Genomic DNA, 23,528 nt, shown 5'->3' with positions numbered 1-23,528 from the left:
ACGAGGTAAAAGCAAAAAGGCAACGTACGTTGCCTTTTTTAATGTTTTCTCCCTCTCCCTGTGGGAGAGGGCCGGGGTGAGGGGACCCGGCCGCAGCCTGTTAAATCAGATAACACCCTGGCCCATCATCGCATCCGCCACTTTTACAAAACCGGCAATGTTCGCGCCGCGAACGTAGTTGGTCTGCTTCTCTTCCCCGCCGTACTCGACGCAGGCGTGGTGAATATCCAGCATGATGTGATGCAGACGCGCATCCACTTTCTCCGCTTTCCAGCCCATACGCGCGGCGTTTTGCGCCATCTCCAGGCCTGAGGTTGCCACTCCGCCAGCGTTAGCCGCTTTACCCGGCGCGAACAACACGTTCGCTTCCAGGAACAGGTCGGTGGCTTCGATGGTGGTTGGCATGTTAGCCCCTTCAGCGACTGCTTTAACGCCATTAGCGATCAGCTGTTGCGCCGCCTCGACACCCAGCTCGTTCTGGGTTGCGCAAGGCAGGGCGATATCCACCGGTACGGACCACGGCTGTTTGCCTTCAAGATAGGTCAGACCAAACTCACGGGCATAGTCGGCCACACGACCGTCGCGGCTGGCTTTGATTTCGCACAGGCGCGCCAGTTTTTCGGCGGTAAAGCCCGCTTCGTCAACCACGGTGCCGCTTGAGTCGGAGGCGGTAATGACGCGCGCGCCGAACTGCATCGCTTTTTCGATAGCGTACTGGGCGACATTGCCGGAGCCGGAAACCGCGACGCGCATGCCTTCGAAGCTCATTCCGTGACGCTTAAGCATCGCTTCAGTGAAATAGACCAGACCGTAACCGGTGGCTTCCGGGCGAATCAGGCTGCCGCCAAAGGAGAGGCCTTTTCCGGTAAAGACGCAGGCACTGTTGTTGGAGAGCTTTTTCATCATCCCGGCCATAAAGCCCACTTCACGGCCGCCGACGCCAATATCCCCGGCCGGTACATCGGTATCCGCACCCAGGTGACGATAGAGTTCCGTCATCAGCGCCTGGCAGAAACGCATCACTTCGCCTTCGCTTTTGCCTTTTGGATCAAAATCGCTGCCGCCTTTGCCGCCGCCCATAGGCAGGGTGGTCAGGGCGTTTTTAAAGGTTTGCTCAAAGCCGAGGAACTTCAGGATCGACAGGTTCACCGATGGATGGAAGCGCATGCCACCCTTGAACGGGCCGATGGCGGAGTTGAACTGCACGCGCCAGGCGCGGTTGACCTGCACCTGATTACGGTCATCCACCCACACCACGCGGAACTGAATCACGCGTTCAGGTTCAACCAGGCGCTCAAGCAGGGACATCTGACGATAGCGGGGATTTTGTTCGAGGAATGGCCAGAGGGTGGTCATTACTTCACGTACTGCCTGAGCAAATTCGCTCTGATGCGGGTCACGCTGTTGAACGCGATTCAGAAAGGATTCAAGAGAGCTAGCCTGGTCCATAACTATAAGTTCCTCTAATATATTGGGATTATCTTATTTGTAACAAATATCTTCATGATGTTGTGTTTTTCGACTATACCACCCGACAGGCTTTGTGACGCAAGCTAAATTTCGCCCTCAAGTTAAATTCATTAAACGTGCCGGGTCATAATAAAAACCGATGGACGGAGGGATTAAAGCTTCACCCTGTTTTTACCGTTATATTCATAATCAGGACACAACAGGAAGAGACGTCGATGAAGCGTATTGTGATGGCTGTTTTGCTTGGGGTTTTCGCGGCTGGCAGTCAGGCCGACCAGCGGTTTGGAACCGGGGTGGATGTGAATATCCCGCCGGAGATCTTTAGCTCCAGCGGTCAGCGGCCACCGCCGTGCAACCAGTGCTGCATCTATCAGGATCAGAACTATTCAGAAGGGGCGGTGGTAAAAGCCGAGGGGGTATTGCTGCAATGCCAGCGCGATCCTAATGCCCTCAGTACTAATCCGCTGGTGTGGCGTCGCGTAAGAGAATAAAGGCCTGCAGCAGGGGAATGTCCGCCGGGGCGAGATCGTACTCCAGCGCCTCGCGCGGTGAACACCACACCAGCTGGCTGTGATAGTGCGGGTGGGGCGTGCCGGTAAACTCAGGGACGTGCCAGGCGTGCAGGTTGATCAGCCGCCGGGACACTTCCCGCTGATGGCTGGCAATATAGCGGGCAGGGTATGCCTCGATACCCAGCTCCTCTCGCAGTTCACGCGTTAACGCCGCGGGCTGGGTTTCTCCCGCCTCCACTTTTCCTCCGGCAAATTCCCACAGACCGGGCTGATCTGCATGCGCTGGGCGTTGCGCCAGTAAGATTTTGCTATCCCGTTCGAGAATAGCGCAGACAACATCGAGTGTTTTTAGCATGGTCGTCAATAATAGTTGAAAGAAAAAAAGTTAGGATCTGCGCACTTACCACGCCAGGAGCATCCTGTGAAAGAGATACCGCCAGTCTGGGTTAAACCCATCGAATCCATTCCCACCATTCTAACGCCGGTCGCCACAATGCAGAAAAAACATTATGGCGCGGTGCTTAATCCTTTGCGCTGGTGGGGACGAATGCCCCGGCTTTTCTGGCTGGTGGCGCTGTTTGTGGGCTTTCTCGAGCGCAAAAAATCCCCCCTTGAGCCGGTGCTGCGTTCCCTGCTGATGACCCGTGTCTCGCAGATCTGCCACTGTGCCTTTTGCATCGATGCCAACGCCCTGCGTCTGGCGGAACGCAGTGGCGGGCTGGACAAAGTGCAGGCGGTAGCAACGTGGCGAAACAGCAGCCTGTTCAGCGACAAAGAGCGTGCCGCACTGGCCTATGCAGAAGCGGTTACCGCCACGCCACCGGCGGTTGACGATGCCACCAAAGCGGCACTGCGCCGTCACTTCGATGATGAGGCGATCACCGAGATGACGGCCCTCATTGGTTTTCAGAATTTATCAGCCCGCTTCAACGCGGCGCTGGATATTCCCTCCCAGGGATTGTGCGTCATGGCAGGAGAACAACGCGATGCTTGACCGTCACCTTCACCCGCGCATTAAGCCGCTGCTCAACCGGCTGGTGGCAACCCTGGATAAACCAGGAGTGACCCCGGACGGCATCACCCTTATCGGCTTTGCCATCGGGGTGCTGGCGCTGCCGTTTCTGGCGCTGGGGTGGTATCTGGCGGCGCTGGTGGCCATTGTGCTGAACCGCCTCCTTGACGGGCTGGATGGGGCGCTGGCCCGGCGGCGGGGGCTGACCGATGCCGGGGGCTTTCTCGATATCTCACTCGACTTCCTGTTCTATGCCCTGGTGCCCTTTGGCTTTGCTCTGGCGGATCCTGTCAGTAACGCGCTGCCCGCCGCCTGGCTGCTGTTTGCCTTCATCGGTACCGGTAGCAGTTTTCTGGCGTTTGCGGCGCTGGCCGCGAAGCATGAGATTGACAATCCGGGCTACGCCCACAAGTCGTTTTACTATCTGGGGGGATTAACAGAAGGGACCGAAACCTTGCTGCTGTTTGTGCTCTTTTGCCTGTTTCCGGCGTACTTCGGGTGGCTGGCGTGGACGTTTGGCGCGTTGTGCTGGCTCACCACCGCAACGCGCGTCTGGAGTGGGTATCTGACGCTGAAAAACGTCCAGCGCCAGCCTTGATCACAGCGAGCTGTCTGGCCCGCGTTCGCCGGTCGCTACCGGGTTCTGCGGGTTGCTGCTCCACTCATACCACCCGCCGTCATAGACGCCGATATTTTTCCAGCCCATCGCCCGGGCATACATAAAGGTTTCCGATGCCCGCCAGCCGGTACCGCAGTAAAACGCCACCTGCTGATCCGGCAGAATGTTCCACTGCTTCCACAGGGCGGCGATATCGTCCGCGCTGCGCATGGTGCCGTCCGGGTTGTGAAAATCTTCCATATGGGTCGAGTCGCTGCCGGCGTGACCCCAGCGGGCTCCTGCGATCTCACCTTTTGGCTTAATGTAGCTATAGCCGCTGGTAACGCCGGTAAACTCCGGCCACGAGCGAATACTCACCAGCGAAGCGTCTTTACGGTGCAACAGGCCGCGGGCCTGTTCCGTAGTCAGCATCAGCTGCGGCTGACCGGGGATCGGCGCGCCAAAATCGGTCGCCGGTTTGACGTTGTCCGGCGTTCCGCGCTCGACCGGCAGCTTCGCGTCGTCCCAGGCTTTCCAGCCCCCATCCAGCAGACGCACATCCTTCACGCCAGCATAGAGCATGATCTGCGCCACGCGCGCGGCGGCATAGACATCGCGGCCATAGAGGATCACCGTAGTGTCATGGCGGATGCCGTGTTTCGCCAGCATCGCTTTTAAATCCGCATCGGAAACTTTGTTCCACAGCGGTTCGCTCTCGACCTCATTGGTGTCGATATAGCCCGCGCCGGGAATGTGGCTCAGCAGATAAAACTTCGGTGCTCCCCAGGCGGCTTCAATCACTTTCCACTCTCCGGCAGGGGCGGCGGTGACCGGTTTTCCCTGCTGGAGCTGATGCAGCCACTGGGGATAAACCAGCTGTTCAAAATGGGCGAGGCGCTGCAGGCGGGCCGGCGTTTGCAGGGCGTCACCGAGCAGCGCGACGTGGTGAAAGCCCGCCTCGTTCAGCCGCGCTTTTACCGTCTGGTTATCGCTATCGCTGCCGTATAACGCGATGGGGGTGGCCGGCGTCAGCTGATGCTGCGTGGCCCAGGCTTTCAGTTGCGGGGCGTTCATCGCGCCCAGCCAGCTTGCTGAGAGGTTCAGAGCCGAAGGCTCATGGCCGGAGGTGCCGTTCAGCGTCTGCGGCCAGCCGTTGTAAAAGGCGCTGACGCGGGTATCAATAATGGCGCCTTGCTGCTGCTGAAGCTGCGTGAGGGTCAGTGAATGTGCCATTTCAGTGGCAAAAGAACAAAAAGAGGCGAGACCTAAAGCGGCGGTCAGCGCGGTCAATTGAGAAACACGTTTCATCGAAATGCCCGTTCCTGAAAAAATGAGCCGCCATTCTGGCAACATGGCAGAGAAAAAACGTTGCGCTTGCGCAGGTTGCCACGGGATTCATTGCCAGTTTGCCAGCGGCAGTACCCGTCCATGCGCAGGGATATCGTCCTCATCGTGCGTCACCTGAACGACGGGGATCCCCTGCGCCTGCACTTCGGCGAACACCCAGCGGCGAAACTGGTCGCGCAGCGTTTTATCCAGTCGGCTGAACGGCTCGTCCAGCAACAGCGCCTGCGGTCGGGCCAGCAGGGCGCGCAGCAGGCTCACCCGGGCTCGCTGTCCTCCGGACAGGGTCGCGGGATCGCGATGAAAGAATCCGGCCAGATCGGCGGCGTGCAGGGCGGCATCTGCCTGCGCTTTACGCTGCTCCCCCCTGACGGCGGCGGGCAGGGCCAACAGCAAATTCTGCCCGACGCTGAAGTGATCGAAAAGCAACGCATCCTGAAACAACAGCCCCAGCCCGCGCTGCTCGGTAGGCAGGGTGTCGCAGCGCCGGGCGTTGATCCACAGCTCTCCGGCAGCGTGAAAATCCGCAGGCAGGGCGCCCACCATCCAGGCAAACAGCGACGATTTACCGCTGCCGGAGGGGCCCATCAGGGTGAGAATTTCACCGGGCGATACCTGGAAATTGACGTTGTGCACTAGCGTCGTCTGGCCCAGTGAGAGCGAAACATCCTTGACCATCAGCATTAACGTAACCCCTGTCGATAACGGCCAGCCAGCCGGGAGAGCCCGATGCAGGCGGCAAAAATCAGCAGCGGCAGCAGTAACTGCCACAGCGCCTGCGCCGCCAGCACGGCACTACTGCCGCCGCTGCTGAGGGCAACGGCGTCGGTGGTGAGCGTGGCGTAGCGCCCGCTGCCCAGCCACAGGGTGGGCAGATACTGCGCGATACTGACGGAAAAGCCAACGGCAAACGCCGTTAACGCCGGGCGGATCATCTGCGGACATTTGATCAGCCAGAAAATTTTAAACGATCCCCAGCCGAGGGTGCGGGCAATCAGGATCTGCCGCGGATCAAGCCGGCGCCAGGCCGGCTGCATCACCAGCAGCATCCACGGCAGGACCCACAGCAGATGCCCCCACAGCATGGCGATAAATTGTCCATCGAGCTGCAGCAGTAACGCCACCTGGTACTGCCCGGCCACCAGCGGCAGCGCCGGGAGTGCCAGCGGCAGCCAGACCCAGAATGCTCCGCGCTGCGGCCCCCACTCGAGCCACAGCAGGATCATGCCAAGCGAACAGCCCGCACTGAGCAGACCCAGCGTCAGGCTTACCATGGCGGCGTCGCGGGAAACTCCGGTGTTATCCGCCGCCACCACCAGCACCGCCACGCTGATAATACCCGCAAGCGGTAACAGCAGGCCGCAGGCGCGGCCCACTATCAGCGGGCGCGGCGTTGGGCGAACCCCGGAAATGTCCGGAAGGGTACTGCGCCAGCGCCGCCAGCAGAGATACACCCCAATGGCGATTAGCTCCAGCAGTACCAGCAGGATCACGCACAGCAGCATCCCTTTGGCCTGCTGTTGCGCTTCTCCCTGTGAGAGCCACTGCCAGGCCAGCACCGCCAGCGTGGGCGGATTCCCCGGCCCGAGGATCAGCGCCACATCCACCACCGACAGCGACCAGGCGATCGCTGCCAGCATCACTGCGCCCAGCGCGGGGGCAATCGTCGGCAGGATCAGCCAGCGCAACGCCTGCCAGCGCCCGTAACCCAGGGCGCGCAGGATCGTTACTTGCTGCGCGAGCGCTTTTTCCGGCAGCGAGGCATAAATAGCCCAGACCACAAACGCGCTCTCCTTCACGGCGAGGGTCAGCCCCAGCCCGACACCGTAGCGATCCATCACCGGGGAGCACAATGTACAGACGCGGTAGAGCACACCGCCTTCGGCAAAAATCAGCAACACGCTGACGGCAAAGGCCACGTGCGGGATCGCCAGCAGCCAGGGCAAATGGTTGCACAACTGCCGCCAGCGGCTGCCGGGCCACAGCGCGGCGACCACCGCCAGCGCTATCATCAGCGCGCCAGCGGCGGCGATCAGGGTAGAGACCAGCGTGGCGATCAGCGCCTGCGGAAGCTGCGTATCGGCGGCCAGCGCCCGCCAGCTCTCCGCCGAGAAGATCGGGGGCAGCAGCAGGGCGAAGGCGGGCAGTAACGGCAGATACACCGCCATTACCAGCAGCCAGGCAAGCCAGCTTAGTGGCTGCCGTAGCGACGCAGCCATTCCTGCTCCAGCGCGTTCACCCAGGCGGCATGGGGTTCGCCCAGCGTCGCCGGGAGCGCGGCCGGGATAAACTGACGCAGTTTTTCAGCTTCAGATGCCGGTAATGTTTGTGGATCCAGCACGCTTGGATCTCCCCAGTTTGCTGGATCCGCTTTACGGATCTGCGCCTGCGGGGAGAGCAAGAAGTTAGCGACAACTTTCGCCCCCGCGCTGGCAGAGGCATTGGCCGGGATTGCCACAAAGTGCACGTTACCGATCATCCCCTGCTGAAAACCAAAGCCGTAGCTGTCTGCGGGCAGCGCTTTGCTGCTCACTTTCTGTTGTGCATGAGCCGGGTTAAAGGTGATTGACAGACGTAAATTGCCGCTCGCCAGCAGGGCATCCATCCGCGCCGGTGAGGGGGGGAAATCTTTGCCTTCGCGCCATAAATACGGGTGCAGTTTATCCAGGTAAGCCCACAGCGGCGCGGTGACGGCGGCAAAGGTGGCGCTATCCGGTGGCTGTTTCAGGGCATCCGGCTGGGTGGTTTGCGTCAGCAGGATCTGTTCCAGAAAGGCCGTGCCGGTAAAGTCGGGCGGACGCGGATAGGTGACGGTGCCGGGATACTGGCGGGCAAACTCGAGCAGCCCCTGCGGGTCGGCCAGCTGCTCAGCCAGCTGTTGACGACGGGCGATAAAGGTGAGCTGGGCGCTGCCCCACGGGGATTCGGCGCCCTCGGTAGGAATGGCAAAATCCTCGGTTACCGGTTTGGCAGTATCCACATAGCGCCAGTTGGGCAGGGCTTGCGCCCAGCCGGTCTGGAGCAGCCCGGCGCTTTTCAGAGTGCGGAAGTTCTCGCCGTTGACCCACAGCAGATCCACCGAGCCGTTGGTTTTACGCCCGGCCCTGGCTTCGGTCTGGATCCGTTTTACCGCGTCGGCGGCATCCGCCAGACGGACAATCTTCAGATTAATCGCGTAGTGGCTTTTCATCTCGCCGCTCACCCAGTCCAGGTAGCGGTTCACTGCCTCATCGCCGCCCCAGGCATTGAACCAGACGGTCTGGCCCCGGGCATCCTCTTTGGTTTTCTGCCAGCTATCGTCAGCCAGCGCATGGCCTGCCATCAGCAGACCCGTCAACAACAGGCAAAAACGCACAGGGCGCATAGTGTCTCCCAGTTATGGCGAAGTTCGGGAAAAGCGGGCAAACAGCCAGCGGGTGATGAGTGGCAGTAAACCCAGTAGCGTAAAGGCAAAAACCACGCCGGGCGAGAGGATATCACGCAGTGAGCTAATCTGCCCCAACTGGTGGCCGGCGTTGAGATAGACAATGGCGCCGGGCAGCATCCCAAGCTGGCTGACCCACCAGTAGCGCCCCAGGCTCAGGGCAGTAACGCCGGCCAGCAGGTTGACCATAAAGAAAGGGAACAGGGGGACCAGGCGCAGGGCAAACAGATAAAAGGCGCCATCCCGCGAGACGCCTTCATTAACTGTGCGCATCGGCCTGGAAAAACGGCGCTGGACCCAGTCGCGCAGCAGATAACGACTGACCAGCATCGCCAGCGTCGCACCAAGCGTTGAGGCAAACGACACCAGTATAATGCCGGGCCACAGGCCGAACAGCGCCCCGCCGAGCAGAGTCAGCACCGCGGCACCCGGCAGCGACAGAGCGGCGATCAGCACATAGAAAATAAAAAAGAGGACAGCGCTCTGGAGCGGCGCCTGCTGGCAGTAGAGCAGCAGCGTCTGATGCTGGGCCTGAAGGTTGTCCAGCGTCAGCGCGCCGGGAGGGAGCAGCCTGGAAACAAAGACAAATGCGCCCAGAAGGGCGCAAAAAAGCAGAATTTTACCGCGACGTGCGCGCATTTACTTCACGTCGAAGGTTGCCCACACCGGGGCATGATCGGAGGGTTTTTCCATGCTGCGGATTTCGTAGTCGATCCCGGTTTCGATGCAGCGTTCCGCCAGCGGGCTGCTTGCCAGCAGCAGATCGATACGCAGGCCACGGTTATCATCAAAGCCTTTAGAGCGATAATCGAACCACGAGAAGCGATCCTGGGTTTCCGGGTTGGCGTGGCGGAAGGTATCCACCAGGCCCCAGCCCAGCAGACGTTCCATCCATTCGCGCTCTTCCGGCAGGAAGGAGCACTTCCCGGCCCGCAGCCAGCGCTTGCGGCTCTCTTCCCCGATGCCGATATCCAGGTCGGTGTGGCTGATGTTCATGTCGCCCATGATCAGCACCGGGCTCTCTTTTTTCAGCTCGCTTTCCAGGAATGACTGCAGATCCTGGTAGAACTTCTCTTTCGCCGGGAACTTCAGGGGATGGTCGCGGCTCTCGCCCTGCGGAAAATAGCCGTTGATAACGGTGATGTTACCCAGCGGGGAGGGGATTTCCGCCATGATGATGCGACGCTGGGAATCTTCACCGTCGCCCGGGAAGCCGCGACGCACCGAGACTGGCGTCTCTTTGGTGAGCAGCGCCACCCCGTAATGGCCTTTCTGGCCGTGATAAAAGACGTTGTAACCCAGTTTCGCCACCTCTTCGAGGGGGAACATATCGTCGTGAACTTTTGTCTCCTGCAGGCCAATCACGTCGGGCTGATGTTGTTCGACGATGGCCTGAAGTTGATGAGGGCGGGCGCGCAGGCCGTTGATATTAAAAGAGACAAATTTCATAGTCGCTGCCAGTGCAAGGTGAATAGTGCAAGGATGGTAGCAGAATTTCTATGTGAAAACCTGTTGTTATTCAGCTATTGATTTCCCTCTAATCTCCTGGATATAAATTTGTTATCATATTGATAAATAAGGATAATTATTCGATGGGAAATATAAATGGAATATATAGATGGCCCTGGCAATGCCTTCAGTGATGGGCTTAACCGCTATGTTCTGAAGCTGGAAGACAGCGATTTGCATCTTGATGTTTTGAAGTTTGTAGGCCGCGAAGGGTTAAGTGAGCTTTACCATTACACCATCAATTTTACGTGTCTGGATCGTGACATTCAGCCCGAAGCGATGCTTCGTAAAAGCTGTAAATTTATTATGCGCTTCCTTCCAGAAACCGGTACTGGTGCAATACAGCTTCCTGTAACAATCAAAACTGTATCTGGAATTATCTCATCTTTTCGTCGTCTTACCGGCTCCCGCGATCAGGTCGCTTATGAGATCATACTCGAACCTTTTTTGTCGCTGCTCAGTCACCAGCATCGTAGCCATCGCTTTTTTGTCAATAAATCGGTACCCGAGGTCGTCGAACAAATTCTGACAGAGCATGGACTGAAAAACTGGGAGTTTGAGTTCAGGCTAAAAAAGAGTTATCCAGTACGTGAGCAAATTAACCAGTATCAGGAAAGCGATCTCGCATTTATCCAGCGTCTGCTTTCCGAAGTGGGGATCTTTTACTTTTTCTCCTTGCAGCAGGATACGCTAACGGAAGTCATTCATTTTGGCGATAAGCAAAGTGCAATGACTTTTGATAAGCAACTGGCGATAAACAGTCCCTCTGGTATGAGCGACAACGGCTCCGATTCGATATGGGAACTTAACGTTGCGCATAACGTGGTGGAAGCAAGTGTCACCACAAAGGACTACAACTACAGGGAAGCCCAGGCGCTGTTGCATTCCGCTCCGGCAGATATGACGCGCGGTGATGGTCATGATGTTAACTATGGCGATGTGTATCATTATCAAATGCGACATCTGGAACGGGGGGATAAATTCGACCCGGCACCAGAAACCGCTAACTTTTATGCCCGTCTCGATCACGAACGATTTTTATCCAGCCAAACACTGATTACCGGAAAAAGTACGGATGCCACCCTCTCTCCGGCGCAGGTCTTAACCATTACTGAAAGTTCACCACCATCCTTACCCGTGTTGCTGCAAAAAGACTTACTGGTCAGGCATCTAAAATTCACCGGTAGCCGCAAAAAAGCGCTTCTGGTGGAATTGACGGCTGTTCCGTATAGCGAGACGGTATGCTGGCGGCCGCCCTTGTTGCCGCGTCCGAAGGTTATAGGGACAATGACCGCTCGCGTGACGAGCGCAAAAGCGGAAGATGCTTATGCCTGGCTCAATGCTTCCGGTTCGTATCGGGTAAAATTTGATGCCGATCTTGAAAGTAAAAACCCAGGGCAGGAGAGTATGCCGGTACGTCTGGCAAAGCCCTATGGCGGAGATCGATACGGTTTTCACTTTCCGCTCATACGAGGAACTGAAGTCGCTATTGCCTTCCACGAAGGCGATCCTGACCGTCCTTACATAGCTCACGCTTTGCATGATTCGCGACATCCTGACCCCGTCACGGAACTGAATTACACCCGCAATGTCATCCGCACGCCGAAAAACAACAAGTTACGGATGGAGGATAAAGCGGGTGCGGAGCACATTAAGCTCAGCACGGAGTATGGTGGCAAAACCCAACTTAATATCGGGCACAACGTGGATGCCCAGCGAGTGCTGCGGGGCGAAGGTGCCGAACTAAGAACGGATGACTGGGTAACCATACGGGGTGGAAAAGGGATATTTTTGAGTGCGGATCGTCAGCCGAATGCGCAGGGGGCAATGCTTGAGATGGAGGCGGCGGTACGTCAACTTGAGCAGGCGCTCTCTCTGGCGCGCAGTTTGAATAAAGTTGTGCAACGTCAGCATGCTACCCCAGGGGACATAGCCAGCCAGGCCGAGCTAAATGAAACGCTGGATGGGCTAAAGCAGGCTGGGTTGTTAGCCCATGCCCCGAATGGCATTGGGATCCTCAGCCCGGCGGCTGTCAGAGTGGCTTCTGGTGGGCAAAGCGTTGGCATCATGTCTGGCCGAAATACGGACATCAGCGCAGCTGAATCAGTAACTATCGCCGCGGCAGAGGCGGTTAGTCTGTTTGCGCAAGGCACCGGAATGCAACTTATTGCGGGAAATGGGAGCCTGGAACTCCAGGCACAAAGCGACACATTCAATGCCCGGGCTAAACGGGATGTTACTGTTACCAGTTCTGAAGGGCGTGTTGAAATTACCTCAGCCTCTGAGTTGATCCTTAAAAATCGCAATGGCTCTTATATCAAAATAGTGGGTGATAATATTGAACTGGGTTGTAAGGGAAATATTTTGCTCAGGTCAACCAATATGCAAAAAATAGGGCCTGCCACTATTACCACTCCTCCATTTGTCTACCAGTATGGCTATGGCGCAGGGTTCACGCTGAAAGACAGTGAAACCGGAAAAATAAAAACCCATACCCGATACCGTATTACCACCGCTGAAGGTGAAGTTTATAACGGAACATCAGATGACACTGGTAAAACGCTGCCAGTCTATACCATGGTGCCAGCCTCATTGAAGGTTGAATTCCCTGACGAGGAAGAGAGCAAGGAGCAATAATTATGACGGAAACCGTAACCTCACTTCGTGTCAGATATCCTGATGCCTTCACGGGAAAACAACAATCTCACTGGCTTGAAATCCAACTTGTCGATGAGCTAAATAAACCTGTCACCGGTATATCTTATAAGGCCAAAAGCGAAGGCCTCAATGACAGGGTTCTGGAAGGGAAAAGTGATGTCGATGGCCTTATTCGATTAACGGATCTCCACTGGCTTGATCTCACCTTAATTCTCGATGCGCAGCAACTAGCGGATGAAATGGAAAATCGGCCCCTGGCACTGTCACGTCATCCGGGAAAATTTAAAGAGGCGCATAAAAATAGTCATTCGGACTGGCGTTCAAATGTACAGATAAGTGCAGAGCAAAAAGGTTATTTATATCACTATGCTGTTATAGGGGAATTGTGTGACCAGGTTCCGGAAATTGAAAAGTGGGATGAGAGTAAACCACCTTCATTTCATTTCCCTGAGGAAACTGCACTTAAAGGGAAAAAGATTAGCTGTGAGCAAATCGATCAACGACATGTTATAGAGATATGCCCGTTCCGGGCATGGATCCTGGTACTGCATGATACAAAAGAGTATGCACTAGCGAATGGGTATAATCTGGGATTGATGGCAGATATGGCTTATTCTGAAAAGCATATCGTGGAGTCATTTTTCCTGAAAAAATGTTTGGATCTTTCTGCAACGCCTCAGCATGACGAGTTTCCAGCGTATCCTTATGCTTTAACGATTGATGTACCTTTTAGCAAACGTTATACCACGGCAGTATTTCTGGATACTAAAGCAAAAAAGCCCAGTGAATCTGCGAGCCCTTTACTTGATAGTACTCAACTATTTTATGTTGAGTGCGATGAACATTTAGCTGTTGCATGGCGCGGTACGCAGGAAATCCCCGACTGGATTACAGATGGGACTTATGTTCCTGAGCCATGTCCAACTGAGTTGGCGAATGCTGGATGTATTCATGGCGGTTTCCTGAAAGCTTATCAACTGGCAAAAGAGCGGTTTGATGAACAATTCGATGTTATTAAATCAGCTACAGACTATGGTAAAAAACTTTTCGTTTGCGGCCACAGTTTGGGAGGAGCATTAGGCTTGACTTACTGTGCTGGGATGAAAAGTTATCAACCTATACTCTATACTTACGGTATGCCTCGCACCTTTACCGCAAGCGCGGTTGGAGGCCTTCATCAAATAATCCACTACCGACACGTAAACGATACCGATACCATTACCAGTGTTCCTTATGATGCCAACATGGATAACTGGCTTTATGGCAAATTTGGCCCGATCGGCTCAGTGCTGGGATTCTTCTGGACGTTGCTTGCAGAGCTTCCCGCACAAATGGCTGGGGCATATGTTGGTGAACACTATTGGCATCATGGAAAACCGGTGGTTTTTTTCCGTACTACGCAAACCAATAGCTGGGAAGAGTGTAGGGTAATGATGAACCCCAATACCTGTCGTCGACTCAGTTACACTCTGCCTGCTAAAGCTCGCTTGTTCCTCGTCCCTTCATTATCAGAGGCTGAAAACGACAAGGCAAAACAGGCCCAGGAGACATTTATACGTAAATATCCTAAGGAAGATATCGAGCGTATTTTTCCGCGCAATACTAATCCCTCTTTTGACCATATGACTAACCCTGTAAGACATTCCATGGCAAAAGAGTATTTGCCATTCCTTAACAATCAACTCCTGGAATCCGCATGGCCGGAACTGAAAATGTTGCGAAAGTCTCGACGGGAGATATTTATCCGACAAATGGAACAGTATGCTGAGAATACTCCGGAAGAGGAGCTAACCCGCAACCGAATATTTATTGGGTTACAGGAGGAGATTCAGCGAACGATTGAGATAACAAAAGCATTGCCCTGCGGAGAAAATGCATTGGCGCGTTTTAAATCGGTTGCGGAGGAAGAAATTGAAATTAATTAACTGTTTTATGTTGGCTTTAATGTTCCCGCTGGCAGGTTGCGTAAGCCGGCCGGATTACACCCTAAATCCTCCTGCGAGCACGGAATGGGTAAATATTTTCTTAAAATTACCCGCGCAGGTAGAAATAATGCCAATGGATGTGCTGTATCGTTCGGCTAAATGCCAGAGAGAGGATTATGACAGTACGACGGAATCTCATGTTCGTAAAGAGCGGGGATATAACCCTCAAATTATTAGAATGAAGCAGCTGAATGTTACAAACCTTTGGCAACGTGATATTGCACTTGATGGAGGAGGTAAATGTGAGTGGAAACTCAGCACCGTCAGGATTGATATGAAATTAAACAGAAACATCCCCCAGACAAAAGGGAAAGATCCAACATCCGTAAGTTATGTCTTTGCCTTCGATGATGAGTTTTATAGTGGCGGCGGTATGCCTGGTCAAAGAAAAGAGGTACAGGGTAATCTTGAAATTAAGACGGATTTTTTCCCTATGGTCTTTATCAATCATGCCTTCAACGAAACGGATATCGATATGTTTGGCGGAAATGTCAGAAAGCTGCAATGGAGCAGGCATTACAGAGTTCATGAGACACAAGAGATAGTTATTACGCCCGTACTGCATATTAACAAAGTCGTGACGCTGGAAAGTCCGCTTACGCCGCCAAGCAAAGTTACCGTAACCTATCCCGACGGGAGTCAAGAGAGCGTTTCGGGGATTATCCCGGATTATAAAAAGTTGCTGTCAATGATGTAACCGGAAAATGCACAGGAATATTTTTAAGAATGTTCGTCAAGGAGGATCACCATGATGTACACTCACGCCGTATTACTACTTTTAGCGCTTCCACTGAGTGGATGCGCCAGTCGCCCGGACTATACGCTCAATCCGCCAGTCAGTACCGAGTGGGTAAACGTGACGGTAGAGCTACCCGCTTATACTGAAGTGATGCCAATGGATGTGTTATATCGTTCGGATAAATGCCAGCGAGAAGATTATGACAGCACGACGGAGTCACATGTTCGTAAAGAACGAGGCTATAATCCTCAGATTTTCAGAATGACTCAACACGTAATAAATAACATCTGGAAAGGTCGTATCGCCCTGGATGGTGGCGGTAAATGCGAATGGAAACTCAGCGGAATACGTGTTGATATTCAACTGGAGAAAACGCTGCCACTGGCCGCGGCTAAAAAAATCATACCTACGAGCTATGAATTCGCTTTTGACGATGATGCCTACTCCGCTGGAGAAGGTTCGGGTATGCGAAAAGAAGCCTATAATGATTTGTATATTAAGACGGAATTATTTCCTGTGATTATCCATCATCGGGATAATGAAATCGTTCTGAAGCTTTTTGGCGGGAACACCCGTAAACAACAATGGAGTCGGTTTTACAGAGTTCATGGTGTTAAAAATATCACTATTAAACCACTCTTATACATTAAAAAAGTTGTTCTACTTGAAGCACCTAAAAGCAGCAGTGCCCCGGCTGGTATGACCATAACCTACCCTGATGGCACAGTTGAACTTAAACGGGCGATTATTCCGGATTATGACAGGCTATTGTCACTGAAATAATCGGCATGTCTTTCATCCCCTCTGCTTAAGTCGTTTTACCCTGTTTAGGTGTATTCAGGGATTACTCCAGGCAGACATATACCGATGCTCACGCCTTCGTTGTTTTTTCCTTCCAGTAGCACATAAGCGGTATAACTAAAATAACGGTGCAATTTTTGCACCGTTCTGGCGCATTCCGCCCTCTGATGGCGCACAAAAGCTATACAAATTTCGCGAGCGATCACAATTCCAGAATTATATTTGGCCTATGCATAATATTTCTGTTTTTCCTTCGGCAAAGCCGCGCTTGTTGTAAAAATATTCACTTTTTATGCAGTAACAGTGAATAACTCCATATTGTAACTCGTTGATATTTCGTTCCCTCATCCCGTTTATGCAATTTTATCGCTGGCTGGCATGAAGGCTGCAATCTACATTCACAGGGCAAACACATAAATATTTAACATTTTATAAACCTTTTATTTACCGGATGAGGTCGCTATGTCTCTGTCAATTACGCGTGAAAACTTTGATGAATGGATGATGCCGGTTTACGCTCCGGCGGCTTTTATTCCGGTACGGGGAGAGGGCTCGCGCCTGTGGGATCAGCAGGGTAAAGAGTATATCGACTTCGCCGGAGGTATAGCGGTGAATGCCCTGGGTCACGCGCATCCGGCGCTGCGTCAGGCGCTGAACGACCAGGCGGCGAAGTTCTGGCACACCGGCAACGGCTATACCAACGAGCCCGCGCTGCGCCTGGCAAAAAAGCTGATCGACGCCACCTTTGCCGAAAAAGTGTTCTTCTGTAACTCCGGGGCCGAAGCCAACGAAGCGGCGCTGAAGCTGGCGCGTAAATATGCCCACGACAATTTTGGCAGCCACAAAAGCGGTATCGTCGCCTTCAAAAATGCCTTCCACGGCCGCACCCTCTTTACCGTCAGTGCGGGCGGGCAGCCTTCTTACTCCCAGGACTTTGCCCCGCTGCCGCCGGATATCCGCCACGCGGTCTATAACGATCTGCAGTCCGCCAGCGAGCTGATTGACGAGTCCACCTGCGCGGTGATCGTCGAGCCGATGCAGGGCGAGGGCGGCGTACTCCCTGCGGATAAAGCTTTCCTGCAGGGGCTGCGCGAGCTCTGCGATCGCCATAACGCGGTGCTGATCTTCGATGAGGTTCAGACCGGCGTGGGGCGCACCGGTGAGCTCTATGCCTATATGCACTATGGCGTCACCCCGGATGTGCTCACCACCGCCAAAGCGCTGGGCGGCGGCTTCCCGGTCGGTGCGATGCTGACCACCGATAAATTTGCCCGCGTAATGACCGTCGGCACCCACGGCACCACCTACGGCGGTAACCCGCTGGCCTCTGCGGTGGCGGGTCAGGTGCTGGATATTATCAACACTCCGGAAGTGCTGAACGGCGTGAAGCAGCGTCACGACTGGTTTGTTGAGCGCCTGCAGGCCATTAACAGCAAAACCGGCCTGTTCAAAGAAATTCGCGGTCTGGGGCTGCTGATTGGTTGCGTGCTCACGGAGGAATTTGCCGGAAAAGCTAAACTTATTTCACAGGAAGCAGCAAAAGCGGGCGTGATGGTACTGATCGCCGGGGCTAACGTGGTGCGGTTTGCGCCTGCGCTGATTGTCAGCGAAGAAGAGGTGCGGACCGGGTTAGATCGCTTTGCGCTGGCCTGTGAACAGGTGAAGTCCGGGGTGTCATCATGATGGTCATCCGTCCCATCGAGCGCGGTGATTTATCCGCCCTCATGCAGCTTGCCGGTAAAACGGGAGGCGGGCTGACCTCGCTTCCCGTTGATGAAAATACGCTCTCGGCGCGCATTGAGCGCTCCATCGAGACCTGGCAAGGGACGCTGCCGAAAGGCGAACAGGGTTACGTCTTTGTACTGGAAGATACCGACACTGGCACCGTGGCGGGGATCTGCGCCATTGAGGTGGCGGTGGGTCTGAACGACCCCTGGTACAACTACCGCGTGGGCACCCTGGTGCACGCCTCGAAAGAGTTGAACGTCTACAATGCGTTGCCGACGCTGTTCCTCAGTAACGATCATACCGGCAGCAGCGAGCTTTGCTCTCTGTTCCTCGATCCAGACTGGCGTCGGGAGGGGAACGGCTATCTGCTCTCCAAATCGCGTTTTCTCTTTATGGCCGCCTTCCGCGATCGCTTTAACGAAAAAGTGGTCGCCGAGATGCGCGGCGTGATCGACGAAACCGGCTTTTCCCCGTTCTGGAAAAGCCTCGGCGAACGCTTTTTCTCTATGGAATTCAGCCAGGCCGACTATTTGTGCGGCACCGGACAGAAAGCCTTTATTGCCGAGCTGATGCCAAAGCACCCCATCTATACCCACTTCCTCAGTCCCGAAGCGCAGGCCGTGATCGGCGAAGTACATCCCCAGACCGCCCCGGCGCGCGCGGTGCTGGAAAAAGAGGGCTTCCGCTACCGTAACTATGTCGACATCTTCGACGGCGGGCCGACGCTGGAGTGCGATATCGACCGGGTGCGGGCGATCCGCAAAAGCCGGCTGGTGGCGGTGGCTGAAGGCCAGCCTGCGCCGGGGGAATGGCCCGCCTGCCTGGTGGCTAACGAGCAATATGATAATTTTCGCGCCACGCTGATCCGCGTGGATCCTGATTGTGAACGTCTGGTGCTGACCCCTGCGCAGCTGGATGCCCTGAAATGCCGCGCTGGCGATCGTATTCGCATGGTGCGCCTGTGCCCCGAGGAGAAAACGGTATGAACTTATGGATTAACGGCGACTGGGTAACCGGCGAAGGTGAACTGCGCAGCAAACACAATCCGGTAGGCCAGGAGAGGCTGTGGCAGGGGGCGGACGCCAGCCCGGCCCAGGTTGAGCAGGCCTGCCGCGCGGCGCGTGGCGCTTTCCCCGGCTGGGCGAAGCAGCCGTTCAGCGCCCGCCAGGCTATTGCCGAGAAATTTGCTGCCCTGCTGGAGGCCAATAAACAGGAGCTGACCAGCATTATTGCCCGTGAAACCGGCAAGCCACGCTGGGAGGCGGCAACCGAAATCACCGCCATGATCAACAAAGTCGCCATTTCGATAAAGGCGTACCATACCCGCACCGGCGAGCAGCACACAGAGATGGCTGACGGCGCTGCCACGCTGCGCCATCGCCCGCACGGCGTGCTGGCCGTGTTTGGCCCCTATAACTTCCCCGGCCATCTGCCGAATGGTCACATCGTGCCCGCGCTGCTGGCGGGCAATGCCCTGATCTTCAAGCCGAGCGAGCTAACCCCGTGGAGCGGCGAGGCAGTTGTCAAACTGTGGCAGCAGGCCGGGCTGCCGCCGGGCGTGCTTAATCTGGTGCAGGGCGGGCGTGAAACCGGTCAGGCGCTGAGTGCGCTCGGCGACATCGACGGGCTGCTGTTTACCGGCAGCGCGGGTACGGGCTATCAGCTGCACCGTCAGCTGGCCGGGCAGCCGGAGAAAATCCTGGCCCTGGAGATGGGCGGCAACAATGCCCTGATCGTTGATGACCCGGCGGATATCGACGCCGCCGTCCACCTGACGATCCAGTCGGCCTTTATCACCGCCGGGCAACGCTGTACCTGCGCCCGTCGTCTGCTGGTAAAACGCGGTGCAGAGGGCGACGCGTTCCTGGCCCGTCTGGTGGAGGTGAGCGGGCGCCTGCTGCCGGGCGAGTGGGACGCCAGCGACCAGCCGTTTATCGGCGGGCTGATTTCCGAGCAGGCGGCGAAAAATGTTTATCACGCCTGGCGGGAGCATGTCGCCCGCGGCGGCCAGTCGCTGCTGGAACCGCGTCTGGTGAAGGCGGGAACCTCGTTACTGACCCCGGCCATTGTTGATATGACCGGCGTGCGCGATGTCCCGGATGAAGAGGTCTTTGGCCCGCTGCTCTGCGTCTGGCGCTATGACGATTTTGACCAGGCCATTGCCATGGCTAACGCCACACGCTACGGCCTGTCGTGCGGGCTGATTTCCCCGGAGCGCGAACGTTTTGACCAGCTGCTGCTGGAAGCCCGCGCCGGGATCGTCAACTGGAATAAACCGCTCACCGGCGCGGCCAGTACCGCACCCTTTGGCGGGGTGGGGGCATCCGGCAACCATCGCGCCAGCGCCTGGTATGCGGCGGATTATTGCGCCTGGCCGATGGCCAGCCTGGAGACGCCAGCCATCGTCCTGCCGGAGCAACTGAATCCGGGCCTCGATTTTACACGGGAGAAGCGTCATGAAAGCGCGTGAAGTTAACTTCGACGGGCTGGTGGGGCTGACCCACCACTACGCCGGGCTGTCGTTTGGCAATGAGGCCTCCACGAAACATCGCTTTCAGATCTCCAACCCACGGCTGGCGGCAAAGCAGGGGCTGTTAAAGATGAAGGCGCTGGCGGATGCGGGCTTCCCGCAGGCGGTGATCCCGCCGCAGGAGCGGCCTAACGTTGGCGTCCTGCGTCAGCTCGGCTTTAGCGGGACGGACGAGCAGGTGGTGGAAAAAGCGGGTACCCAGATGCCGCAGCTGCTCTCTGCCGCCAGCTCTGCTTCCTCTATGTGGGTGGCCAACGCCGCCACGGTGGCCCCGTCTGCGGATACGCTCGACGGGAAAGTGCATCTGACGGTGGCGAACCTGAATAACAAGTTCCACCGCGCCAGTGAGGCCAGCACCACGGAGCAGGTGCTGCGCGCCATTTTCCGCGATGAATCCCGCTTCAGCGTGCATACGGCGCTGCCGCAGGTGGCGATGTTCGGCGACGAAGGGGCGGCCAACCATAACCGCCTCGGCGGCGATTATGGCGAGCCGGGCCTGCAACTGTTTGTCTATGGCCGTGAAGAGGGGGGCAATGAGGCGCCGGCCCGTTATCCGGCGCGTCAGACGCTGGCGGCGAGCCAGGCCGTTGCCCGCCTGAACCAGGTCAATCCGGGGCAGGTGATGTATGCCCAGCAAAACCCGCTGGTGATCGACCAGGGTGTATTCCATAACGACGTGATTGCGGTATCGAACCGCCAGGTCCTGTTCTGCCACGAGCAGGCGTTTGTGCACCAGTCAGCGTTGTTAGATTCGCTTCGCGAGCGCGTGCCCGGATTTATGCTGATTGAGGTACCCACCGAGGCGGTATCGGTGCAGGACGCGGTGGCAACCTATCTGTTTAACAGTCAACTGCTGAGCCGCGATGATGGCAGCATGATGCTGGTCCTGCCCCAGGAATCACAGGCTCACCCGGGCGTCTGGCGCTATCTCAACGAACTGGTGGCCGGGGATAATCCGATCGATGAACTGCGGGTGTTTGATCTGCGTGAAAGCATGGCTAACGGTGGCGGACCGGCCTGCCTGCGCCTGCGCGTGGTGCTCACTCCTGAGGAGCAGCGGGCGGTTAACCCGGCGGTGATGATGAACGATACCCTGTTCAACACACTAAACGACTGGGTGGATCGCTACTATCGCGACCGTCTGACCCAGGCCGACCTGATCGATCCGCAGCTGCTGCGCGAAGGCCGCGAGGCACTGGACGCGCTGAGCCGCATTCTGCAACTCGGCTCCGTCTACCCGTTCCAGCAATAGAGGAGGCGTTATGGAAAACTTTCTGGCGCTGACGATGGCCGATGAAACGCCTGCCCGGCGAGAGGGCAACGGCGCGTCGTTTCACTGGCGCTGGCTGGCGCGCGGGGTGCTCGAGCTGACCCCGGAGACAGCCAGCGAGCGCGCCCTGGTGCTCTCTGCCGGGATCCACGGCAACGAAACGGCGCCTGTGGAGATCGTCGACCTGCTGGTCAGGGCGCTGTTTCGCGGTGAACTGCCCCTGCGCTGCCGTCTGCTTGTCATCTACGGCAATCCTTCGGCGCTGCGGGCCGATAAGCGCTATCAGGCCTGCGATCTTAATCGCCTGTTTAGCGGGCGCGGCGCGCAGTTCCCGGCCTGCGATGAGACAGAGCGGGCGGCGTTGCTGGAGAAACTGGTAGACGCGTTTTATCAGCAGGCGGGGGCCGATCGCTGGCACCTCGATCTGCATACCGCCATCCGCGCCTCTTATCACGAACGCTTTGGCGTGCTGCCTCAGCGCAGCCAGCCGTGGGATGAGACGTTCATTCAGTGGCTGGGAGATGCCGGGCTGGAAGCGCTGGTCTTTCATCAGGCGCCGGGCGGCACCTTTACGCATTTCACCTGCGAGCGTTTTGGTGCGCTGGCCTGCACGCTGGAGCTGGGAAAAGCGCTGCCGTTCGGGCATAACGATCTGACGCGCTTTGCCACCACCCATCAGGCGCTGCGGGCGTTGCTGAGCGGTGAGGCATCGGCGCCCCATGCGGAGCCGGTAGAGCAGTATCGCGTGGTGCAGCAGATCACCCGGCGCAGCGAGGCCTTTGTGCTGCACATGGCCGGGCATACCCTCAACTTTACCCCTTTCCGCCAGGGCGTTTTACTGGCGGAGGACGGGGACGAGCGCTACGAGGTGCAAAAGCCGACCGAGTATGTTCTGTTCCCCAATCCGGCGGTGGCATTTGGTTTACGCGCCGGGCTGATGCTGGAAAAAATCGTCTGATAAGCACGTGGCCCCGATAAGCGTAACGCTACGGGGTCATTTATTTTCTCAATCATTTCCTCAATCTGTCTTTTTATTACAGATTATTCCTGGTTGTTTGCTTTATTATTAATCTCTTTGCCGGTATACTTCTCCATAATCTCTTTAAAATCATCTTCATGCATATTTTTGTTTCAACTCTCCACGCTTTATCCTTATTTCCTCCATATTTGACGATAATTTGTTTTTTACACTTTCATTGTTTTACTGTTGCTCTGACTAATTGACGATAAACCCCGTAAAGTTAATCTCGTCAACACGGCATAGCGCCGAAGAATAACTGAAAGGAAGGACAAAATTATGCGTAAATTAACTGCACTGTTTATTGCCTCTACCCTGGCTCTGGGCGCTACCAGCGCGGCATTCGCCGCAGATACCGCCACCACTACGGCAGCGCCGACCGAAGGCAAAATGATGCACCACAAAGGCAAGCCGGGTATGCATCACGACATGATGTTTAAAGACCTTAACCTGACCGATGCGCAGAAACAGCAGGTCCGCGACATCATGAAAAGCCAGCGCGAGCAGATGAAGCGTCCGCCGGTAGAAGAGCGCCGCGCAATGCATGACATCATCGCCAGCGACAGCTTCGATAAAGCGAAAGCAGAAGCGCAGGTTGATAAGATGGCCGAGCAGCATAAGGCCCGTATGCTGGCGCACATGGAAACCCAGAACAAGATTTACAACATCCTTACTCTGGAACAGAAAAAGCAGTTTAATGCCAATTTTGAGAAGCGTCTGACGGAACGTTCAGCGGCGAAAGGTAAAATGACCCCTCCAGCCGAATAATCGGTTCAGCATTCAAGACCGCCGGAGTCTTGTCCACTCAAGCAGATTTGCTGTGGACAGGTCCGGCGGTTTTTTCTTTTCCAGCCTCTTGCCAGCCGCCGTCATCACGGTATTCTCCTCTTATCGATTTGCAGAATGTGTCTGAAATCTCTGACGTTACTC

21 protein-coding genes are annotated in these 23,528 nt (G+C 56.0%); 13 read left to right on the top strand and 8 right to left on the bottom strand.

Annotated elements, in window-relative coordinates:
- Positions 1-105: 105 nt before the first annotated feature.
- Complete coding sequence (gene gdhA / locus MXM41_RS07650; protein ID WP_325930942.1) at positions 106-1,449, bottom strand: NADP-specific glutamate dehydrogenase; 1,344 nt, start codon at positions 1,447-1,449, stop codon at positions 106-108.
- 236 nt (positions 1,450-1,685) lie between these two features.
- Between gdhA and MXM41_RS07645 the strand changes: the two genes are divergently transcribed.
- Positions 1,686-1,961: a YnjH family protein gene (locus tag MXM41_RS07645; protein ID WP_114387331.1), complete on the top strand. Its 276-nt coding sequence runs from the start codon at positions 1,686-1,688 to the stop codon at positions 1,959-1,961.
- Here the strand turns inward: MXM41_RS07645 and MXM41_RS07640 are convergent.
- Entirely contained in the window at positions 1,927-2,337 is a 411-nt protein-coding gene (locus MXM41_RS07640) for a pyrimidine (deoxy)nucleoside triphosphate diphosphatase (protein ID WP_325930940.1), read from the bottom strand. The two genes, MXM41_RS07645 and MXM41_RS07640, sit on opposite strands and share 35 nt — an antisense overlap.
- A 66-nt stretch (positions 2,338-2,403) precedes the next feature.
- Between MXM41_RS07640 and MXM41_RS07635 the strand changes: the two genes are divergently transcribed.
- Together MXM41_RS07635 and MXM41_RS07630 are read left to right on the top strand one after the other, a co-directional pair.
- Entirely contained in the window at positions 2,404-2,976 is a 573-nt protein-coding gene (locus tag MXM41_RS07635; protein ID WP_418936773.1) for a carboxymuconolactone decarboxylase family protein, read from the top strand.
- A complete protein-coding gene (locus MXM41_RS07630) occupies positions 2,969-3,592 on the top strand; it encodes a CDP-alcohol phosphatidyltransferase family protein (RefSeq protein ID WP_325930939.1) in 624 nt (207 codons plus the stop codon). Before MXM41_RS07635 ends, MXM41_RS07630 begins: the two co-directional genes overlap by 8 nt.
- On the opposite strand, the gene MXM41_RS07625 is transcribed toward MXM41_RS07630, so the two are convergent.
- From MXM41_RS07625 to xthA, 6 genes are all read right to left on the bottom strand, one after another.
- Entirely contained in the window at positions 3,593-4,900 is a 1,308-nt protein-coding gene (locus MXM41_RS07625) for a rhodanese-like domain-containing protein (RefSeq protein WP_325930937.1), read from the bottom strand.
- Between the two features lie 87 nt (positions 4,901-4,987).
- Positions 4,988-5,620 (bottom strand): ATP-binding cassette domain-containing protein, encoded by a 633-nt coding sequence (locus MXM41_RS07620; protein ID WP_325930936.1) that lies wholly within the window; start codon positions 5,618-5,620, stop codon positions 4,988-4,990.
- The gene (locus MXM41_RS07615; RefSeq protein ID WP_325930935.1) at positions 5,620-7,155 is read right to left on the bottom strand and encodes a thiamine ABC transporter permease; all 1,536 of its coding nucleotides are present in this window, start codon (positions 7,153-7,155) and stop codon (positions 5,620-5,622) included. Before MXM41_RS07615 ends, MXM41_RS07620 begins: the two co-directional genes overlap by 1 nt.
- Positions 7,128-8,291, bottom strand: coding sequence for an ABC transporter substrate-binding protein (locus MXM41_RS07610; protein WP_418936777.1), 1,164 nt, complete (start codon positions 8,289-8,291; stop codon positions 7,128-7,130). Before MXM41_RS07610 ends, MXM41_RS07615 begins: the two co-directional genes overlap by 28 nt.
- Before the next feature lie 21 nt (positions 8,292-8,312).
- Entirely contained in the window at positions 8,313-8,999 is a 687-nt protein-coding gene (locus MXM41_RS07605) for a TVP38/TMEM64 family protein (protein ID WP_325930933.1), read from the bottom strand.
- Positions 9,000-9,809 carry an exodeoxyribonuclease III gene (gene xthA, locus MXM41_RS07600; RefSeq protein ID WP_325930932.1) on the bottom strand — a complete coding sequence of 270 codons (810 nt, stop codon included), beginning with the start codon at positions 9,807-9,809 and terminating at the stop codon, positions 9,000-9,002.
- Positions 9,810-9,965: 156 nt separating this feature from the next.
- On the opposite strand from xthA, the gene MXM41_RS07595 reads away from it, so the two are divergent.
- From MXM41_RS07595 to spy, 10 genes are all read left to right on the top strand, one after another.
- Positions 9,966-12,506 (top strand): type VI secretion system tip protein VgrG, encoded by a 2,541-nt coding sequence (locus MXM41_RS07595; RefSeq protein WP_325930931.1) that lies wholly within the window; start codon positions 9,966-9,968, stop codon positions 12,504-12,506.
- Positions 12,507-12,508: 2 nt separating this feature from the next.
- Positions 12,509-14,452 carry a lipase family protein gene (locus tag MXM41_RS07590; RefSeq protein WP_325930929.1) on the top strand — a complete coding sequence of 648 codons (1,944 nt, stop codon included), beginning with the start codon at positions 12,509-12,511 and terminating at the stop codon, positions 14,450-14,452.
- Positions 14,439-15,209, top strand: a complete 771-nt coding sequence (locus tag MXM41_RS07585) for an Ig-like domain-containing protein (RefSeq protein WP_325930927.1) — start codon at positions 14,439-14,441, stop codon at positions 15,207-15,209. Before MXM41_RS07590 ends, MXM41_RS07585 begins: the two co-directional genes overlap by 14 nt.
- A 51-nt stretch (positions 15,210-15,260) precedes the next feature.
- Positions 15,261-16,034, top strand: a complete 774-nt coding sequence (locus tag MXM41_RS07580) for a hypothetical protein (protein ID WP_325930924.1) — start codon at positions 15,261-15,263, stop codon at positions 16,032-16,034.
- Positions 16,035-16,514: 480 nt separating this feature from the next.
- Positions 16,515-17,735: an aspartate aminotransferase family protein gene (locus MXM41_RS07575; protein ID WP_325930922.1), complete on the top strand. Its 1,221-nt coding sequence runs from the start codon at positions 16,515-16,517 to the stop codon at positions 17,733-17,735.
- A complete protein-coding gene (gene astA / locus MXM41_RS07570; protein ID WP_325930921.1) occupies positions 17,732-18,766 on the top strand; it encodes an arginine N-succinyltransferase in 1,035 nt (344 codons plus the stop codon). The genes MXM41_RS07575 and astA overlap by 4 nt, the downstream gene beginning before the upstream one ends.
- A complete protein-coding gene (gene astD / locus MXM41_RS07565) occupies positions 18,763-20,250 on the top strand; it encodes a succinylglutamate-semialdehyde dehydrogenase (protein ID WP_325930920.1) in 1,488 nt (495 codons plus the stop codon). The genes astA and astD overlap by 4 nt, the downstream gene beginning before the upstream one ends.
- On the top strand, positions 20,237-21,562 hold the full coding sequence (gene astB / locus MXM41_RS07560; protein ID WP_325930919.1) for an N-succinylarginine dihydrolase: 1,326 nt from the start codon (positions 20,237-20,239) through the stop codon (positions 21,560-21,562). The genes astD and astB overlap by 14 nt, the downstream gene beginning before the upstream one ends.
- 10 nt (positions 21,563-21,572) lie before the next feature.
- Positions 21,573-22,538 (top strand): succinylglutamate desuccinylase, encoded by a 966-nt coding sequence (astE, locus tag MXM41_RS07555; RefSeq protein ID WP_325930917.1) that lies wholly within the window; start codon positions 21,573-21,575, stop codon positions 22,536-22,538.
- Positions 22,539-22,877: 339 nt separating this feature from the next.
- Positions 22,878-23,366, top strand: a complete 489-nt coding sequence (gene spy / locus MXM41_RS07550) for an ATP-independent periplasmic protein-refolding chaperone Spy (RefSeq protein ID WP_325930916.1) — start codon at positions 22,878-22,880, stop codon at positions 23,364-23,366.
- Positions 23,367-23,528: the final 162 nt, after the last annotated feature.

Origin of the sequence: Leclercia adecarboxylata, assembly GCF_035787115.1 — a bacterium.
Classification (GTDB): Bacteria; Pseudomonadota; Gammaproteobacteria; order Enterobacterales; family Enterobacteriaceae; genus Enterobacter; species Enterobacter adecarboxylatus_E.
Note: the sequence above shows the minus strand (reverse complement) of the source record. Positions and strands in the feature narration are given on the sequence as shown.

Coding starts and splice junctions, on each gene's coding strand:
- astD (WP_325930920.1), top strand. CDS start 18,763: ATGAACTTATGGATTAACGGCGACTGGGTAACCGGCGAAGGTGAACTG.
- MXM41_RS07580 (WP_325930924.1), top strand. CDS start 15,261: ATGATGTACACTCACGCCGTATTACTACTTTTAGCGCTTCCACTGAGT.
- MXM41_RS07605 (WP_325930933.1), bottom strand. CDS start 8,999: ATGCGCGCACGTCGCGGTAAAATTCTGCTTTTTTGCGCCCTTCTGGGC.
- MXM41_RS07645 (WP_114387331.1), top strand. CDS start 1,686: ATGAAGCGTATTGTGATGGCTGTTTTGCTTGGGGTTTTCGCGGCTGGC.
- MXM41_RS07615 (WP_325930935.1), bottom strand. CDS start 7,155: ATGGCTGCGTCGCTACGGCAGCCACTAAGCTGGCTTGCCTGGCTGCTG.
- MXM41_RS07595 (WP_325930931.1), top strand. CDS start 9,966: ATGGAATATATAGATGGCCCTGGCAATGCCTTCAGTGATGGGCTTAAC.
- MXM41_RS07625 (WP_325930937.1), bottom strand. CDS start 4,900: ATGAAACGTGTTTCTCAATTGACCGCGCTGACCGCCGCTTTAGGTCTC.
- MXM41_RS07640 (WP_325930940.1), bottom strand. CDS start 2,337: ATGCTAAAAACACTCGATGTTGTCTGCGCTATTCTCGAACGGGATAGC.
- MXM41_RS07620 (WP_325930936.1), bottom strand. CDS start 5,620: ATGCTGATGGTCAAGGATGTTTCGCTCTCACTGGGCCAGACGACGCTA.
- gdhA (WP_325930942.1), bottom strand. CDS start 1,449: ATGGACCAGGCTAGCTCTCTTGAATCCTTTCTGAATCGCGTTCAACAG.
- astE (WP_325930917.1), top strand. CDS start 21,573: ATGGAAAACTTTCTGGCGCTGACGATGGCCGATGAAACGCCTGCCCGG.
- xthA (WP_325930932.1), bottom strand. CDS start 9,809: ATGAAATTTGTCTCTTTTAATATCAACGGCCTGCGCGCCCGCCCTCAT.
- astA (WP_325930921.1), top strand. CDS start 17,732: ATGATGGTCATCCGTCCCATCGAGCGCGGTGATTTATCCGCCCTCATG.
- astB (WP_325930919.1), top strand. CDS start 20,237: ATGAAAGCGCGTGAAGTTAACTTCGACGGGCTGGTGGGGCTGACCCAC.
- MXM41_RS07590 (WP_325930929.1), top strand. CDS start 12,509: ATGACGGAAACCGTAACCTCACTTCGTGTCAGATATCCTGATGCCTTC.
- spy (WP_325930916.1), top strand. CDS start 22,878: ATGCGTAAATTAACTGCACTGTTTATTGCCTCTACCCTGGCTCTGGGC.
- MXM41_RS07630 (WP_325930939.1), top strand. CDS start 2,969: ATGCTTGACCGTCACCTTCACCCGCGCATTAAGCCGCTGCTCAACCGG.
- MXM41_RS07575 (WP_325930922.1), top strand. CDS start 16,515: ATGTCTCTGTCAATTACGCGTGAAAACTTTGATGAATGGATGATGCCG.